This is a genomic window from Lagierella sp. (assembly GCF_029983815.1).
Classification (GTDB): Bacteria; Bacillota; Clostridia; order Tissierellales; family Peptoniphilaceae; genus Mediannikoviicoccus.
Genome location: NZ_JASBYU010000006.1, coordinates 24,171 through 39,769 on the forward strand (window position 1 = coordinate 24,171; position 15,599 = coordinate 39,769).

Annotated in this window: 9 protein-coding genes and 1 pseudogene; all 10 read right to left on the reverse strand. The window is 32.0% G+C overall.

Annotation, left to right across the window (positions count from 1 at the left end; all coding sequences use genetic code 11):
• Positions 1-51 precede the first annotated feature (51 nt).
• The 10 genes and pseudogenes from Q1K37_RS03910 to guaA all read right to left on the reverse strand — a co-directional run bounded on the left by Q1K37_RS03910 (position 52) and on the right by guaA (position 15,595).
• Positions 52-480 (reverse strand): hypothetical protein, encoded by a 429-nt coding sequence (locus Q1K37_RS03910; protein ID WP_300409559.1) that lies wholly within the window; start codon positions 478-480, stop codon positions 52-54.
• Positions 481-488: 8 nt separating this feature from the next.
• Positions 489-956, reverse strand: a complete 468-nt coding sequence (locus Q1K37_RS03915; RefSeq protein WP_300409561.1) for a hypothetical protein — start codon at positions 954-956, stop codon at positions 489-491.
• Between the two features lie 107 nt (positions 957-1,063).
• On the reverse strand, positions 1,064-1,705 hold the full coding sequence (locus tag Q1K37_RS03920) for a DJ-1/PfpI family protein (protein ID WP_300409563.1): 642 nt from the start codon (positions 1,703-1,705) through the stop codon (positions 1,064-1,066).
• A gap of 878 nt (positions 1,706-2,583) precedes the next feature.
• Positions 2,584-3,399, reverse strand: a complete 816-nt coding sequence (locus Q1K37_RS03925; RefSeq protein WP_300409631.1) for a KilA-N domain-containing protein — start codon at positions 3,397-3,399, stop codon at positions 2,584-2,586.
• A 904-nt stretch (positions 3,400-4,303) separates the two neighbouring features.
• Positions 4,304-4,711 carry a GNAT family N-acetyltransferase gene (locus Q1K37_RS03930; protein WP_300409564.1) on the reverse strand — a complete coding sequence of 136 codons (408 nt, stop codon included), beginning with the start codon at positions 4,709-4,711 and terminating at the stop codon, positions 4,304-4,306.
• Between the two features lie 34 nt (positions 4,712-4,745).
• Entirely contained in the window at positions 4,746-7,883 is a 3,138-nt protein-coding gene (locus tag Q1K37_RS03935) for a DEAD/DEAH box helicase family protein (protein ID WP_300409566.1), read from the reverse strand.
• Between the two features lies 1 nt (position 7,884).
• A pseudogene (locus tag Q1K37_RS03940) lies at positions 7,885-9,798 on the reverse strand (site-specific DNA-methyltransferase).
• The gene (locus tag Q1K37_RS03945) at positions 9,799-10,410 is read right to left on the reverse strand and encodes a DUF4391 domain-containing protein (protein WP_300409568.1); all 612 of its coding nucleotides are present in this window, start codon (positions 10,408-10,410) and stop codon (positions 9,799-9,801) included. It abuts the pseudogene before it with no gap.
• Entirely contained in the window at positions 10,403-13,654 is a 3,252-nt protein-coding gene (locus tag Q1K37_RS03950) for a helicase-related protein (RefSeq protein ID WP_300409570.1), read from the reverse strand. Before Q1K37_RS03950 ends, Q1K37_RS03945 begins: the two co-directional genes overlap by 8 nt.
• 426 nt (positions 13,655-14,080) lie before the next feature.
• On the reverse strand, positions 14,081-15,595 hold the full coding sequence (gene guaA / locus Q1K37_RS03955) for a glutamine-hydrolyzing GMP synthase (protein WP_300409572.1): 1,515 nt from the start codon (positions 15,593-15,595) through the stop codon (positions 14,081-14,083).
• Positions 15,596-15,599 lie beyond the last annotated feature (4 nt).

Sequence of the window (15,599 nt, forward strand, 5' to 3'; positions counted from 1 at the left end):
ACTGATACCATTCCCTGTATGTTAAGAAATTGTGATAATTAAAACCGCCAATTATTTTCCAAGCTTTTCAATCTCCAAATCCAATCTTTTAATTAAATCCAAAATAGACTCTCTGAAAACAGCAAGTTGTCTAAGGGATTCTTTAATCTCCCCCTGAACCCTTAAGTCCGTAAATATATTATCAAACCACATGTCCAAAGCTCTATCAGATATACTATCCCTAACACTTTCAGGCAAAGTCATATTCACATCTGCCAATTCCTTATTTAAATTTTCAAGCGACTCACTTATTCCATAGATATATTGATTAGCCTTATTGATTTTATTTCTCTTTAACAAGCTAGTTATAAACCCACCTGCAAATATATCCCACTTTCCCCAAGTACGGGCACTATTAAGATAACTTGTAGCATTGTCAATACTATCTATAACTTCATTAGCCGCCTCTTTTGCTTCAAGAAGTTCCTTTATTCTATCCATCTTTGTCTCTACCTTCCTAGATTTTCATGCTTAACTTCAGGCATGTCAGAAAAATTATTTGAATTTAAAATACTTATAACTTTTTCACTATCTACCCTAGAATAAACCTGTTTAAACGTGGTGCCATAGGCCACAATACGCAATTCTAAATCATCCTTATTTATAACCCTTAAATCCTTCACAGCCTCAAAAGGAACAAACTTTGCAATCATAGAACTTAAATCAACAAAAAATCCCCCATCACTTATACCAGTAATTCTCGTGAAAGAAAACACAAAAACCATACCAGCCGCAACAAGGATATATCCAACAATCGTATTGTCGTATTTGAAACATATCATAACCGAGAATAGCGTGAAAATGAGCAAAGTGATTTTAACAATAGCGGGAGTCTTTGTGTGATATTTTATATTCCTTGCATGGTAAAAATTGTATGCAGTGGCTATGAGGAATATGGTGAGTAGTAAGTATTTCATAAAAATTTCCTCCTTTGTGATTTTTAATAAAAAATTAAGCGATAGTTAAATAATTAACTTTTCCAATATTATCCTTAAAATCAAGCTCCAATCCACAGAATCAAACCTTATAAAAAGTCCTTAAATACCTCTTCAAAAATCTTAATCCCTTCTTCATCCATATGATATTTATACTTCTCCTCTGACTCATCAAAGTCAGTACATGGTTTATAAGCGCTGTCTGGACATTCATATCCTAGTAGTCTTGCTATTGCTATAGGAAAATCTGCATAGGCATCTGCAACTGCTGTAACTATGTTCCCATCAACTACTATTGGCTTATATTGTATGTTTTCATCTTTGATAAAGGGAAGTCTTTCATTCATTTCCACATAAAGTTGGTTTGTAAACTTCTTGTCATCAAGTAGTCCTGCCATGGATAAAAATATTGGACCGCCACAAATTGCACCTATTACGAAGTCTGGGTATTTCTTAAGACCTCGTAAAAAGTCTATAAGCTTATGGTCATTTAAAGATTCTCTGATGTCACTAATTCCCGGTAAAATCAAACAATCATAGTCATTTACATCAAACTCATCCAATGTCTTTTCAGGCTGAATGATAACACCTTCTTCAGATTTTACAAAGTCTTTGCTGGATGATAACACGACAGTTTTTGATTCAAAGTACCATCTAAACAGTGCAATAGTGTTGCCAATTTCCTGCAAACTAAATTCTGGATAAACCAGTAGTGCAATTTTCTTTTTCATAGTCCACCTCTTTTAAACTTTAAACACATTCCAAATACAGTTTATTTACATATTTACCCCAATAACTAATAATCAATTTAAAATTAGTAAATGTATTTAAATTTCTTTTAAATCTAAAACCTGCTACACTTTGCTCATATATAGTCTTTGGAAGCCTTTTAATAATTATCGATTCATTTTTAAGTGCGACGTAAAATTTTGCGTTGCACTTTTGCGTTGCAAATGATGCGTAAATTTCGACCAAGTGATGCGCAAATTTGTTAAAAAGTTAAAATTACATGTTTTAGGATCTACTTCGAATGTAATTAAATCCTACTAATCCTGGTATAACTGAATTAAATGGGTATAATATTATTAGATTCAAATTTTTTCTGTGAATTTTGTCTTAATTTTGCGGAGATAGCGCAGCGGAGAGGCGCAGTGCTGTAATCAGCAAAGGACACCGGTTCGACTCCGGCACTCCGCACTAATATATATATAAATTTCTTAAACTATCAAGTGTTTTTCTTTCGTCTATTATAATTTTATCGCCGAAAATTCATAATTATCGCCTAAATCTTATGCAGTTTTAGGCGATAATTATTAACTGATTTAACCGTCTGAAAACTTACTACCATTTTTTTCTATTATCCTAAACAAACCCCATAAGTTTAAACCCGCTATTAACACAAAAACTCCAGTAATCGGACCTGAGCTTTCTTAAAACTAAACTACTTAGAAATATTCCTAAATACTCCACCATTGTTTCCTACTCGCATTCTTTATATATTAGTATACGGATAATATTAAACTATACAAATTACCACTTTTATTTTTTTAATATGGAAAATTTTATACCCAAACAGATCCAAGTTTCAGATTGAACATTTCTAATAATTTTATTTCGGAAATTTTTTAATATCTAATTTATTTAACTTATCTAAGGACATTAGTTGTGTCTTTGCAAGATTTCTTAGTTCAATCATTCTTCCTTTTTGATCTATTCCTTTTTCTATTAATATCGCATTATAAGATTCCATATTAGCAAGCACTAATAATTCATTAAGACTTGCATAGTCTCTTATATTTCCTTTTAAAGCAGGATTTTCTTTTCGCCAAGTACTTGCTCTTTTATTAAATAAAGCTACATTTAACATATCTGCTTCGCTTGCATACTTAAACGATAATTGTTCATCAGTAAGGTCCTTTAACAAATACTCTTTAATTGCATCTGTATGGATCTTATAATTGATTTTAGATATTTCTCTATGTAGATTCCAAGTAAGAGATAACTTTGAGTTTTCATCTTCCTTTAACCTTTTATAGTCTTGAATAATATATAATTTAAACTCCGGAGATAACCAAGAAGCAAATTCCATAGCAATATCATAGTGAGCATATGTTCCTCCATAACGACCAGCTTTTGACACTATACCGATAGCATTTGTAGAATTTATCCACTTACCTGGTGTCATTGTAAATCTATTTAGCCCAGCTTCACTTCTAAACGTGTCGAATTGCACACGGTTAAAATTAGGGTTATTCAAAGCTTCCCATAGCCCTATAAACTCAAGTGTATTTCTATTTCTCATCCAGTTTTGAATTACGAATCTTGGATCGTCTGAGTTTCTGTATCTTGCTATATCAGTTAAGCTTATATAGTCATTTTTAAAATCTTCTGTATAGATCTGAATATCAAAACCTTGAGCAGAAATTTTCTCTTTTTTTTATTTTTGCCATTCTTATTCCTTTCAAATCTGCTACTTATTTCTTTATCATTAGATAAATGTAAACTAACATCGTTCACAAAAATCTTAGCATTTTTATTTTATTTTCTTTAAGCCTTGGGATCCCTCAAGTTTTTTAGAAAGTTATTTGTTCATGATTTATATTATCCCGTTAATACCAAACTACTATTCCATAGTCTTCAAATTTATTGTTTGCGAAATATTCAGCAATTTTAGATTCCTCCATATCGGCTAGATATATCCACCATAATCTATTGCAGGATCACAAGTAGGTAATTCTACTTCAAATGATTAATATATAATAACCACAAAAATCTATCACTTTTTTTCTTCATTTAAGTCTTTAAAAGTTGAACTGAGAAAAACTTAATATTTTACTTGATTCATATAAATCCTTTCTTTAGTTATATGTTATTAGTAAACCACTTTTAAACTTTATCTTTCAAGTTATAAACTAGTTTATATTTCTGTATAATCGTTCTGTATTTTAAAGTCTTGAAAGAAATATAAGACTTAATTCTAGGGATTTTTAACAAGTTGTTCGCCATGCACCATGAATCTTATGGTATTATTCAGTAATTTAATTTTCTTTTTCATAGTCCACCTTTTTTAAACTTTAAACACATTCAAAATACGCTTTGTTTACATATTTACCCTAATAACTAATAATCAATTTAAAATTAGTAAATGTATTTAATTTTCTTTTAAATCTAAAACCTGCTACACTTTGCTCATAGATATCCTTTGGAAGCCTTTTAATAATTATCGACTCATTTTTAAGTGCAACGTAAATTTTATGTTGCAAATGATACGTAAATCTTAAACAAGTGATGCGCAAATTTGAACAAAGTTGAATTTTACATTAATAACTCTACTTCATAAAAGCTACGCAGTTGTTCTTTCCTACCGGTTTAAGCCCATTCTTTTCATAGAATTTTACAGACTTTTCTGAATCATCAGTCAACAAAACAATTTGTCGTAATTCTTGATATTCTTCAAGGATTGTATTTAATAGAAGACTTCCTAGTCCTTTACACTGATATGACTTTAAAACCAAAATGTCCTGTATATAGATAATGGTATAACCATCTCCGACAACTCTTGCTAATCCTACTAGCAAATCACCATCCCAGGCTGTCCAAACCTTCAAAGAGTTCCTTAGCGCATTTTCCAACTGTATAGGATTAGAAGTATAAGAAGTCCAATTAGCATCATTATATAAATCAATAACACTATCCAAATCAGGAATTACTTTATATGTTATACTAATTTTATTCATTATGGTCCAACTTTCTTCATTCTTAATTACCTGCTTATATATTTTTCTCAATTGTAGGCATAATATTCAATAAGCTCTGGTAACTATCTACATCATGATAAACAACATCTTCTGTTGATAAATGATTAAATAACTTTCTGGCACATGATATCTTTGCTTTTTCAATAGGTCTTAGCTGTAGACTTTCCATTGTTCCTTTTGTTTCAGCTATAAAGAAGATATGTTTTACTGTTCCTGCTTTAAATGCAATAGCCCAGTCAGGACTATAGTTTCCTACTGGAGTAGGGATTGAAAATCCTCTAGGCAATTTCGCATAAACACATACTTCATCAGCACCATCTAAGTCTTCAGCAAATTGTCTTTCTACCGATTTTTCAGCAGAACCATCTGTAAATACATAAGGTTGAATATGCTTTTTCGCTTGGAAGGCTTTTTCTAAACTACTATTTTTTTCAGATGTGAAAATTGATGTATCATATTTACCATCAATCTCATCATACGAAATATGCTCGACAATCATAGTTGCTTTCTGTTCTTTGATTAATCTAGAAACTTTACTAATAAACTCCTCAGGATTGTTTTTGTACATTTCAAATTTATCAGGTCGAATTCCCTTTAGTATTTCAACTACAGTTTTACGAGTCAAGATAGTTAATTCTGAAATCTTCCCAATTAAATCATATTTTATTTGGCTTGTTTCAAAATGCTCTAATGAAACAGTTCTTGACCTAGCTGATTCAAATGAAGTTCCTTCTTTAACACAATCAGCTGTTAAGTCTTCCCTTTGCTCAGAACGGGATATTGTATATTGAAGTTTTGATACATATAAGTCATTATCTATCGATTTGATTGCCTTTTTAATAAGCTCATCACTATCAAAAGAAACTGTATAAGCATATTTATGATTGATATATGACCATAAAGTCTGAAATTCTTTTTTATAGAAATTTTCATTGAAGTCATTATCACGAATTTTTGTTTCATTGCCATCATCAATCATGTCATCTAAGATTGAATCGTTGAAGACACTTTGAATTAATTTATGAATACTCTCTCCCATAAGAAGTAGTTCTTTAGGTAAATCAGCCAAATTGTTATTTTTTAAATCTTCATGGTATTTTTCTGTGATTGTATCATTACCATCCATAGAAATATAGTCATTTTTGACTAAGTATTGATAAATCATACTTGCTTCTTGGACAGTTACAGAGTGGTTATTTCCATCTAAAATAACATTCTTCCCCTCAAAGTAATCGATAGAAGCTTTTCTTGGCCTATCATAAAGATTTTCTTTAATTTCTTTTTGAAGATCATTTACAAAATCTTTATATGATTCACTTGCGATTACAGTTAGCTTATTGATTTTGTGTACTTGTGAAGAACCTAGTCTTTCCTGATCCATTCTTTCTCCATCACTATCAACACAGATACGAAGACCTCGACCCACTTCCTGACGTTTCATAATTGTAGATGTACCATGTTTCAAAGTACAAATTTGGAATACATTTGGATTATCCCAGCCTTCTCTAAGTGCTGAGTGAGAAAATATGAATCTGGTGGGTTCATCAAAACTTAATAATCTTTCCTTGTTCTTTAAAATTAGATCATAAGCAGAGATATCATCAGAAACATCAGATCCTCTTTTTACCTTGCTATTAATAGAGCGTCCCTTTTTATCTATTGAAAAATAGCCTTTATGAGTATTTTCAACCTCTATGTTTTTTAGATATTTTTGATATGGTGTGTCAAAGATAGTGATGTAGTCATTTAGGATATCAGTATATTCTCTTTCGAAAATTTCACCATACTCTCCTAAAAGCTCATTTCCTTCTTCATCATATTGACGATATTTTGATACCTCATCAATAAAGAACAAGGATAGGGTCTTTATTCCCTTATTGAATAATTGCTCTTCTTTCTCAAAATGGGATAGGATAGTTTCTCTAATTTGTATTCGCCTCATATCCTTTTCAGAAACATCCCCGACAAGATCACCTTTTTTAATTGTTTCACCATTTATAAAACTTACAGTTCCTTGAATAGGATCGATATCAGATATTCTATAGCCTTTGTACTGCTCCATTTCATTTGAAAGTTCATATAAATTGTCATCAACTGAAAGAATTCGAGTTTCCCTATTAATTGATTTCTTATAGGCTATTTCAAATTCAATCCTGGCCTTAGGTGGTTCTTTCGGAGATAAAATGATGCTCTCTAAATAAAGATATTTATCAGTACCTCTAAAATTCTTAACTTTAAAGCCTTTAACTTCAATCTTTTTAACAAGCTTTTGGTTATATGCATCTACTGCATCTAGGGCATATACTAGATTATGTTTTTTAGAATGAGTTGCAGAATAATTAAGTGTAAAAAGAGGATTAAAGTTTTTCAGGGCCTTTTGGGTAGCCTTTCCGCCCATCTTTTGAGGTTCATCTAAAATTAAGATTGGGTTGTTAGCCTTTATTACGTCAATAGGTCTTCTTGATCCAAACTCATCACGCTTGCTATAGATAATCCTTGCATCCTTGCTTCTACCACCTTCTTTTAAAGAGGTATTGAAAGCCTGCATGTTGATAATCATACAATTAATTCCTGAATTGCTAGAGTAGGAATCCAGCTGATTTAAATTTTTGCTATCATAAACAAAAAACCTTACCTTCTTTTGATACTCTTCCATAAAATGGTCGCCCGTCATCTCAAATGACTTTTTTACCCCTTCACGAATAGCAATCGAAGGAACTACAACAATAAATTTAGACCAGCCATATTTTCTGTTAAGCTCAAACATAGTCTTTATATAAACATAAGTCTTACCTGTTCCAGTTTCCATCTCAATATCTAAAGAACCTGCACCAAAATCTCCAACCAAGGAATCAGAAATTGAAACATTGTTATTTTGCTGCACCTTTCTTATATTTGATAGGAATTCTTCAGGCGAAATTGTTAATTTTGCATTCTTAAAACCTGTTTCATCATAGTCGTCTTTAAAGTTATAGGTAGATTTATCCTCCTCTAAGTCAAAATAAGTCTGTGAATAGAGCTTTTTATCCTTAATATTTCCAATATCTCTCCTATAGCTAAGACCATCTGAATACCTTTGACCGATAAAGCAGTTTACAACACTATTTACAGCATCTGTCTGATATTCTTGAATCTTAAAATTAAATTTCATACTAAATTACCTTTCTTATTGTTTGCGGACTAAGACTTTCAAATATTTGTTCAAAGTTTGTTGCCAAGCTGTCGCTTGCCATAGAAGAGTCTCTAAATACTGCATAGTATGGCTCTTTTTCAGCTATTGCTTTTACGGTTTTTTCAGTGATGTTTTTATCAAAACAAGCTATTAAAAATCCGTCCTCAACTATTAGAACCTCTTTTTCGTCAATAACCTTCTTTTCAATTTTACTAGACAATTCTATTCCTAAATCTAACATAACTTGGAATAATAAATCTTCTGAAGACCTATCCTCTTTTATATTATCAGAAAGTGAATCAAGAAAATTTTGCTCTGTCTGAACTGGGGCATAGTAAACATCCTTCATATTAGAAGAATCTGTTTTTAACACTCTAAATCCACTATCTAGGTTTTCTATTCCTTTTTTGTCCTTATTATCTTCTAAAATCTTTTTACCCGCTCTGCGAATACGTTCTTTACCGATTTCACATATATTTTTGTATCCTGCCTTATAGGCTTCAGATTTTTCATCAGTTTCTTCAGGTATTTGCACCATGATAAATTTACGATTGCCGCCATCTTCGGCATTTAATTGCATTGTTGCATGGGCAGTAGTTGCTGAGCCGGAAAAGAAATCGAGAATGATTGAATCTTTTTTTGATATCAAGTATATTAGATATTTTATATATTTTTCCGGCTTAGAATAGCTAAAAATTGATTTATTATTGAATAAACTTTTCAATTCTTTATTTGATTGAGTTGTAGAGTATTTTTCTATTATACCCATAGGCTGTAATGTTCTTCTAATAATATTTCCCTCATTATCAGCATTTAGATATTGTTTTGTATAAACAGCCCAGTTTCCGTTTCTGTCTTTCTTCACAACAACATAATCATTTTTAATACCCCATTTTAGTTTTTCTTTAGACCAACGCCAACGACTAATTTTCTCTTTTCCTTTATTAGGAAAAATTGTACTCCCATCTGGCGCATTTATTCCGTAATCAAGAGAAGCAATATATCCTAAACTAGCACTGTCTAATTTAATAAGTTGATGTCTTCCTCGTTCTTTTTCATATTTATCAGACAACCTATACCTATCCGTATCCTCAACATCTATACCATTTATTTCTAAAGAATCCTTGTTTTTTGCATATACAAGACAATATTCATGTTTTATTCTAAAATGCTTAGAGTCTGAAGACCCACCACCTTCACGATTTGCCCATACAACATTAGCAATAAAATTAGAATTTCCAAATACTTCATCACATAGTTTATTTAGGTTCGACTGTTAAATATCTCCTATAGAGATTAAAATAGCTCCATCATCACTTAACAAATTCCTAGCAAGCTTTAACCTTGAGTACATCATATTAAGCCAATCTGTATGAAAACGCCCATTAGACTCCAAATTTTTCTCTAGTCTATTCCCTTCTTCATCATACTGACCACTGTCTTCTAAGTAGTCATCTTTATCCATAGAAAAGTTGTCATTGTAAACGAAATCCTTTCCTGTATTGTATGGTGGATCTATATAGATCATCTTAATTTTTCCAAGATATGTTTCTTGTAAGAGTTTTAGTACTTCTAGATTATCTCCTTCTATATAAAGGTTTTGGGTATTATCGAAGTTAACACTTTCTTCCTTGCAAGGTCTTAAGGTTTTAGAAATTGGTTCATTTGCAGTTACAATAGCCTTCCTCTTGTCAGGCCATGTAAATTGATACCTTTCTTCTCTACCTTCTACCACCTCAGTTGAGATTTCCTGCATAAGAATATCTTTATCAATTGCTCTTATTAGGTTTCCTTCATCATCTATTGTTTCAGTAATAGCATTTGGAAAAAGTTCTTTTAACTTCTCATACTTTTCATTTGCTAAATTTTTTGTTTGCATTTCTAACTTTTCCATTTACATCTCCTCTAACTCTCTTTTATATTCTTTCAATTTTTTAAAAATTTCAAATTTTTTCTTTGCCTGTTGTTCTTTTCTAGCTTTTTTCTCTGTCTTTTCTATCTTTTGTTTAAGCTTCTCTTTTTCCTCTTCTATCTCTATTTGTTCAACAAGACTGTTTCCTTCTTCAACTTCAAACTTACCAACTTGTATTACGAAATTATCCCAGACAGAAGATAAATCAAGTCCTTGAATCTTTACATTTATCTGGTCTATTTCTTTCCATTCCCCCATGAGTAGTCTTGTTTCATAGATAGCTAACTTATATTTATCCTCATATTTCAAAATCAGTAAAATTCTCTGTCCAAAAAGCCTTGAAACCAAGCTTATATTAGCCTCATTAAACTCCTTTATCTTAAGCTCTACTAAAACAAGAAAAATCGCTGAAACTTCTTCAGTAGGTTTAACACTTATTGATTGTTCTGAGATTTCATTTGTGATTGTAATTTTCTTTATTTCCTTGTCAAAGTTTTCTTTTTTCTTTCCTATTAGTTCATTAGAAAATTTTTTATAGATGGTGTTTTTATATATATTTTTCTTGATTTTAGTTGATTTAGGTAAATTAAACATATTTCTTCTCCCTGTCCTTCACCACTAAAAAACTTATCAGTTCAAAGTCATCCAAGCCTTCAATTGACTCAGATAAAAAACTCATCTCTTTACCACTTAGGAAACTATCTATATCACTTTCGTCTTTAACGTCTATAATCGATGTAATTGCTTCTTGTAATAATCCTGAATAAAAACTCATGTCTTTCCCATCATCTGTATCATTATTGAAAGCTTTACATAGGTTCAAGTCTGCTTCCTTCTTGCCTTTACTTAGGAGTCTAAGCTTATCTAAAAGTTCTTTTGGATCTAAGTGATCAGTTATTATCTCTCCTTCTTCTGTTATATAGACCATATAGAATGGATGAAGCCTATTCTGACTATTAATATTTATGCTTTCCTCTATATTCCTAAGGACGAAAATAACACCAGCAGGAAGCTCATCTGTAGATTCAACTATGGCATTCATCCCTTTGGGTGCTTTTTCAAGTTCCGGGTGCTTTTTAATATAGTCAAGTAAATCCAGACGAAACTCGTTTAATCCTAAATCCATTATTGATATTCCTGTATCCATATCTTCAATGTCAACTACTTCTTTTTGCAATTTTTCCAGCTGCTTCTTTCTATATTCTAATTCACCCTTTTCTTCCGGCGAAAGTACGTTATCATCTCCAGTTGCTGTCATATCTACAATCTTCATTCTTGTCTCAACTCTAGCTTTTAAATTGATATATTCATCTAAAGTAATGTCAGGCCAAAAGTTTACAAGCTGAACACATTCATTTGTGCTACCAATACGATCAATACGTCCAAACCTTTGAATGATACGCACAGGGTTCCAATGAATATCATAGTTAATCAAATAATCACAATCTTGCAGATTTTGACCCTCTGATATAACGTCAGTTGCAATTAAAATATCTACTTCTTCATTTAAATCTGGAAGGAGAAGTTCCTTGTCTTTTGATACAGGAGAAAATAGCGTTAAAACAGTATTCAGATCAGTTCCAACACCTTTAATTGTTGTCTTTCCCTCGGTAGAACCTGTTACTATAGCTGAATCAATATTATATTTATCCTTTACATATTGACTGACATTGGTATATAAATAATCTGCAGTATCAGCAAAGGCTGTAAAGATCAGAATTTTCTTATTTCCTTTATTAATAGGATTATTTTGTTTTTCATCAATTACCTCAAATAGCGTCTTCAACTTTTTGTCATGTTCGGCTGTAATATCAGAAATAAAAGATAATAGAAGGTCTAGAATCTCTTTATCTTCTATTAGCTCACGCTTCCATGTTTTATAATCCATATCTTCTATTTCAATTCGAACTTTTCGTCCAATAACAAATACATCATCTTCTTTGTCATCTTCATCAAAATCAAGATTGGAGTAATCTTCCATAAATAGAGATTTTGATTTTGAATTTTTCTCATAGTTCTCTATTTCTTGAATGGTATCAATTATTAATTTATTAATACGATTTAATGTAAGCTTGAATGAATGAACTGAACTTTCCATTCTTTTCATTAGATTAATTGACATAAGTCGTCTAATTCCTTTTTCCCGTCCACTTTGAGTCAGTTTACCATTTACATGCTTTGAATCATACTTTTCTACATACTTATTTAACTTACTGGGCAGAATATAGTCTGTAGGTGTATAAATACAAAGCTGTAGTAAACTTAATTGCTCAAATATTTCATTATAAGTAATGGCTTTTTCTAAATCTGTCAAACCGGGTCGTTTGGAAATTGGTATATTTCTTTTTGGAAAAGCACCTATAGCTGTTGTATCATAGTATTTTTGGATATGTTTCCTAGATCTTGCAATGGTTACACTATCTAACAACTCAAAGAAATCATAATCTAACTTTTTTAGAATCTGATTTGTGGTTCTTTCCTCTACGTCCAATTTTGTCCAACTATTAAACGCTGTTTGTGCTTGTTTGAAAACATCATCAGTACTCTTTTTTGTTTTTAGCTTCCTATCTAATAGTTCACTCTCACCTTCAAAGGCTAGAGCTAATTGATTCTTTAAATCTATAAAACGGTTATTAACAGGTGTAGCAGACAACATTAACACTTTTGTCTTTACGCCTTTTCTTATTACTTTATTCAAGAGGCGTAAATATCTATTTTCTTTATTATCATCGCCAGAAATCTTTCCACCATTTCTAAAGTTATGAGATTCATCTATAACTAATAAATCGTAGTTCCCCCAATTTATTCGACTTAAATCAAGACCGTTAGATTTTCCCTTCTCTCTGTTTAAATCTGTATGGAAAAGAACATCGTAATTCATCCTATCTTCTGCTACAGGATTATTAATATAGTTGTCCTTATAAGTGTTCCAGTTATTGGCTAACTTCTTAGGGCATAACACTAAAACTGACTTATTACGGTTCTCGTAGTATTTAATTACAGCAAGAGCAGTAAAAGTTTTTCCTAAACCTACAGAATCCGCTAGGATACAGCCATTATATTTTTCCAGTTTATTAATGATTGCTAAAACTGCATCTTCTTGAAAGTTATAGAGCATATTCCAAATTTTACTTTCTTTGAAGCCTGTAGCTTCATTTGCTAATTCATCCTCAGAAATATCTTCTAAAAACTCATTAAAAATATTATACAAAGTGAAAAAGTAAAGATAATCTGGAGAATTCTCGTTATAAACCATCGTAATATTCTCTATCACTTTTTCTGTTACTTCTTGTAGTTTTGTTTTATCATTCCATATTTCTTCGAACAGATTTAGATAAACTTTACTCATGGGACTTGACGACTTTTGAATCATATAATATGCATTATTTCCTCGTTCAACACCTAAATCTACAGTAGTAAAACTGTCAATAGGCATGTAACTCTTGTCATCGACATTAATAAATCCCATCATGTTTTCATTAGTTATATTTGACTTAAAAATAGCTTTTTCTCTTATCCATTCAGCACACTCTTTGGCAATAGCTTTTTGAGTCATTTCATTTCTGAGCTTGACTTCAAATTCAGACCCATATAAGTTTTGTTCCCTTTCTCTTCTTGGAATATAAAACTCTCGCTTCTCTTTTTTAGGTTCTTCATTAATAAAAGTAGCGGAAGTAAATATAAAGCGAAGTTCTTCAACATTAGTAAGTTCTCTTTTTAATTGATCAAAAGCATAGATAGAAAAACTCGCTGCTGCAATCGAGATCTTACTGCCTTTTGTTATTTCAAGAGACAATTCATCTTTTAAAATCTTATTCACATTGTCTATTATTTCCAAAACCATCACCCCGTTTTAATTTACTCTTGATTATTTTGTGAAGTAGAGGTCCTTAACTCTAATCATAATCATCATATCCCAAAAATCAATCTCTAAAGCTTTTACTATTCTATGTAAAACATATATTGAAATAAACTCGTCTATTGGCATCTTTGATGTTTTAGCAAATCGATCCAATTTTCCATTAAAAATCTTTTTTGTTCATATTTTGTCTATTGGTGTTTTAATAAATATTTTAATAACTTTAATATTTCCATCTATCGCTTACATAAATATGAAGCTTATTCTATTATTGTATCAATAAATCCATGATTATTAAATGTATCAAAAAAGACGGTGCAGTACAGAGACCTCACCGCCTTGAAATTATTTTTCTTCTTAATTTAACAAAGCTTCGAACTATTGTTATCTTTTCAGATTCTTCCCCTACTCCCACTCGATTGTCGCTGGTGGTTTGCTTGTCACATCATACACTATTCTATTGATATGGTCTACTTCGTTTATTATCCTCACGGACACTTTGTCCAGCACTTCGTATGGTATTCTAACCCAGTCGGCAGTCATAAAGTCGGTTGTGTGGACTGCTCTTAATGCCAAGGTGTAGTCGTAGGTTCTAAAGTCTCCCATGACTCCTACTGTTCTATTTTCTGTTAGGACTGCGAAGTATTGGGATAGATTTTCCACTTTGTTCTTCTCTAGTTCTTCTCTAAAGATAAAGTCAGCATCGCGAAGGATTTCAAGTTTATCTTCTGTAACTTCTCCCATCACTCTTATTCCAAGGCCTGGTCCTGGGAATGGTTGTCTATTTACTAAAACCTCTGCAAGGCCTAGTTCTTTCCCAAGTTTTCTAACTTCGTCCTTAAATAATAGTCGTAATGGTTCTATAAGTCCTTTAAAATCTACTACGTCTGGAAGTCCTCCTACGTTGTGGTGGGACTTAATTACCGCAGCATCACCAACTCCGGATTCGATTATGTCAGGGTAGATGGTTCCTTGTGCTAAGAAGTCAACTTTTCCAATTTTCTTTGCTTCATCTTCGAAAACTCTTATAAACTCTTCTCCTATGGCCTTTCTCTTCTTTTCTGGGTCTGTAACGCCCTTTAATTTACTAAGGAATCTGTCCTTTGCATTGACTCTGATAAAGTTCATACCAGAGTCCTTGAAAGCCTCTTCTACTTCGTCACCTTCATTTTTTCTCATTAGACCATGGTCTACAAAGATACAGGTTAGCTGGTCTCCTAACGCCTTTGAAAGTAGTGCTGCGACAACTGAAGAGTCCACTCCTCCTGATAGGGCCAATAGAACCTTCTTGTCTCCAACGGTCTTTCTAGTCTCATCTATTGCAACTTTAGCGTAGTTTGCCATGGTCCAGTCCCGTTTTGCATTACAAATATTTACTAAAAAGTTTTCTATCATCTTTAAACCATATTCTGAATGGTTAACCTCTGGATGAAATTGTAGTGCATAAAGTTTTTTATCACCATTTACCATAGCTGCAATTTCAGTATTTGAAGTATGGCCAATGTTTTCAAATCCTTCTGGCAATTTTACAACCTTGTCCACATGGCTCATCCATACAGTACTATTTTGTGGCACGCCACTAAAGATTTCATTTTCTTCAGTTCTAAATTCCGTTTTACCAAACTCCCTTTGGCTAGAGTCTTTGACCTCTCCTCCTAGTAAGTGGGCCATAATCTGCATACCGTAGCAAAGTCCAAGTATTGGAACACCAAGTTCAAATATTTCCTTTTCTATCTTCGGTGCATCCTCAATGTATACGGAGTTTGGGCCACCGGTAAAGATGATTCCCTCCGGTGACTTTTCCTTAACTTTCTCTAGAGCTTTTGTATAGGGAACCACTTCACAGTATACGTTTAAGTCCCTGACTCTTCTGGCGATTAATTGATTGTACTGACCGCCAAAGTCTACTACTAATATCATAAAT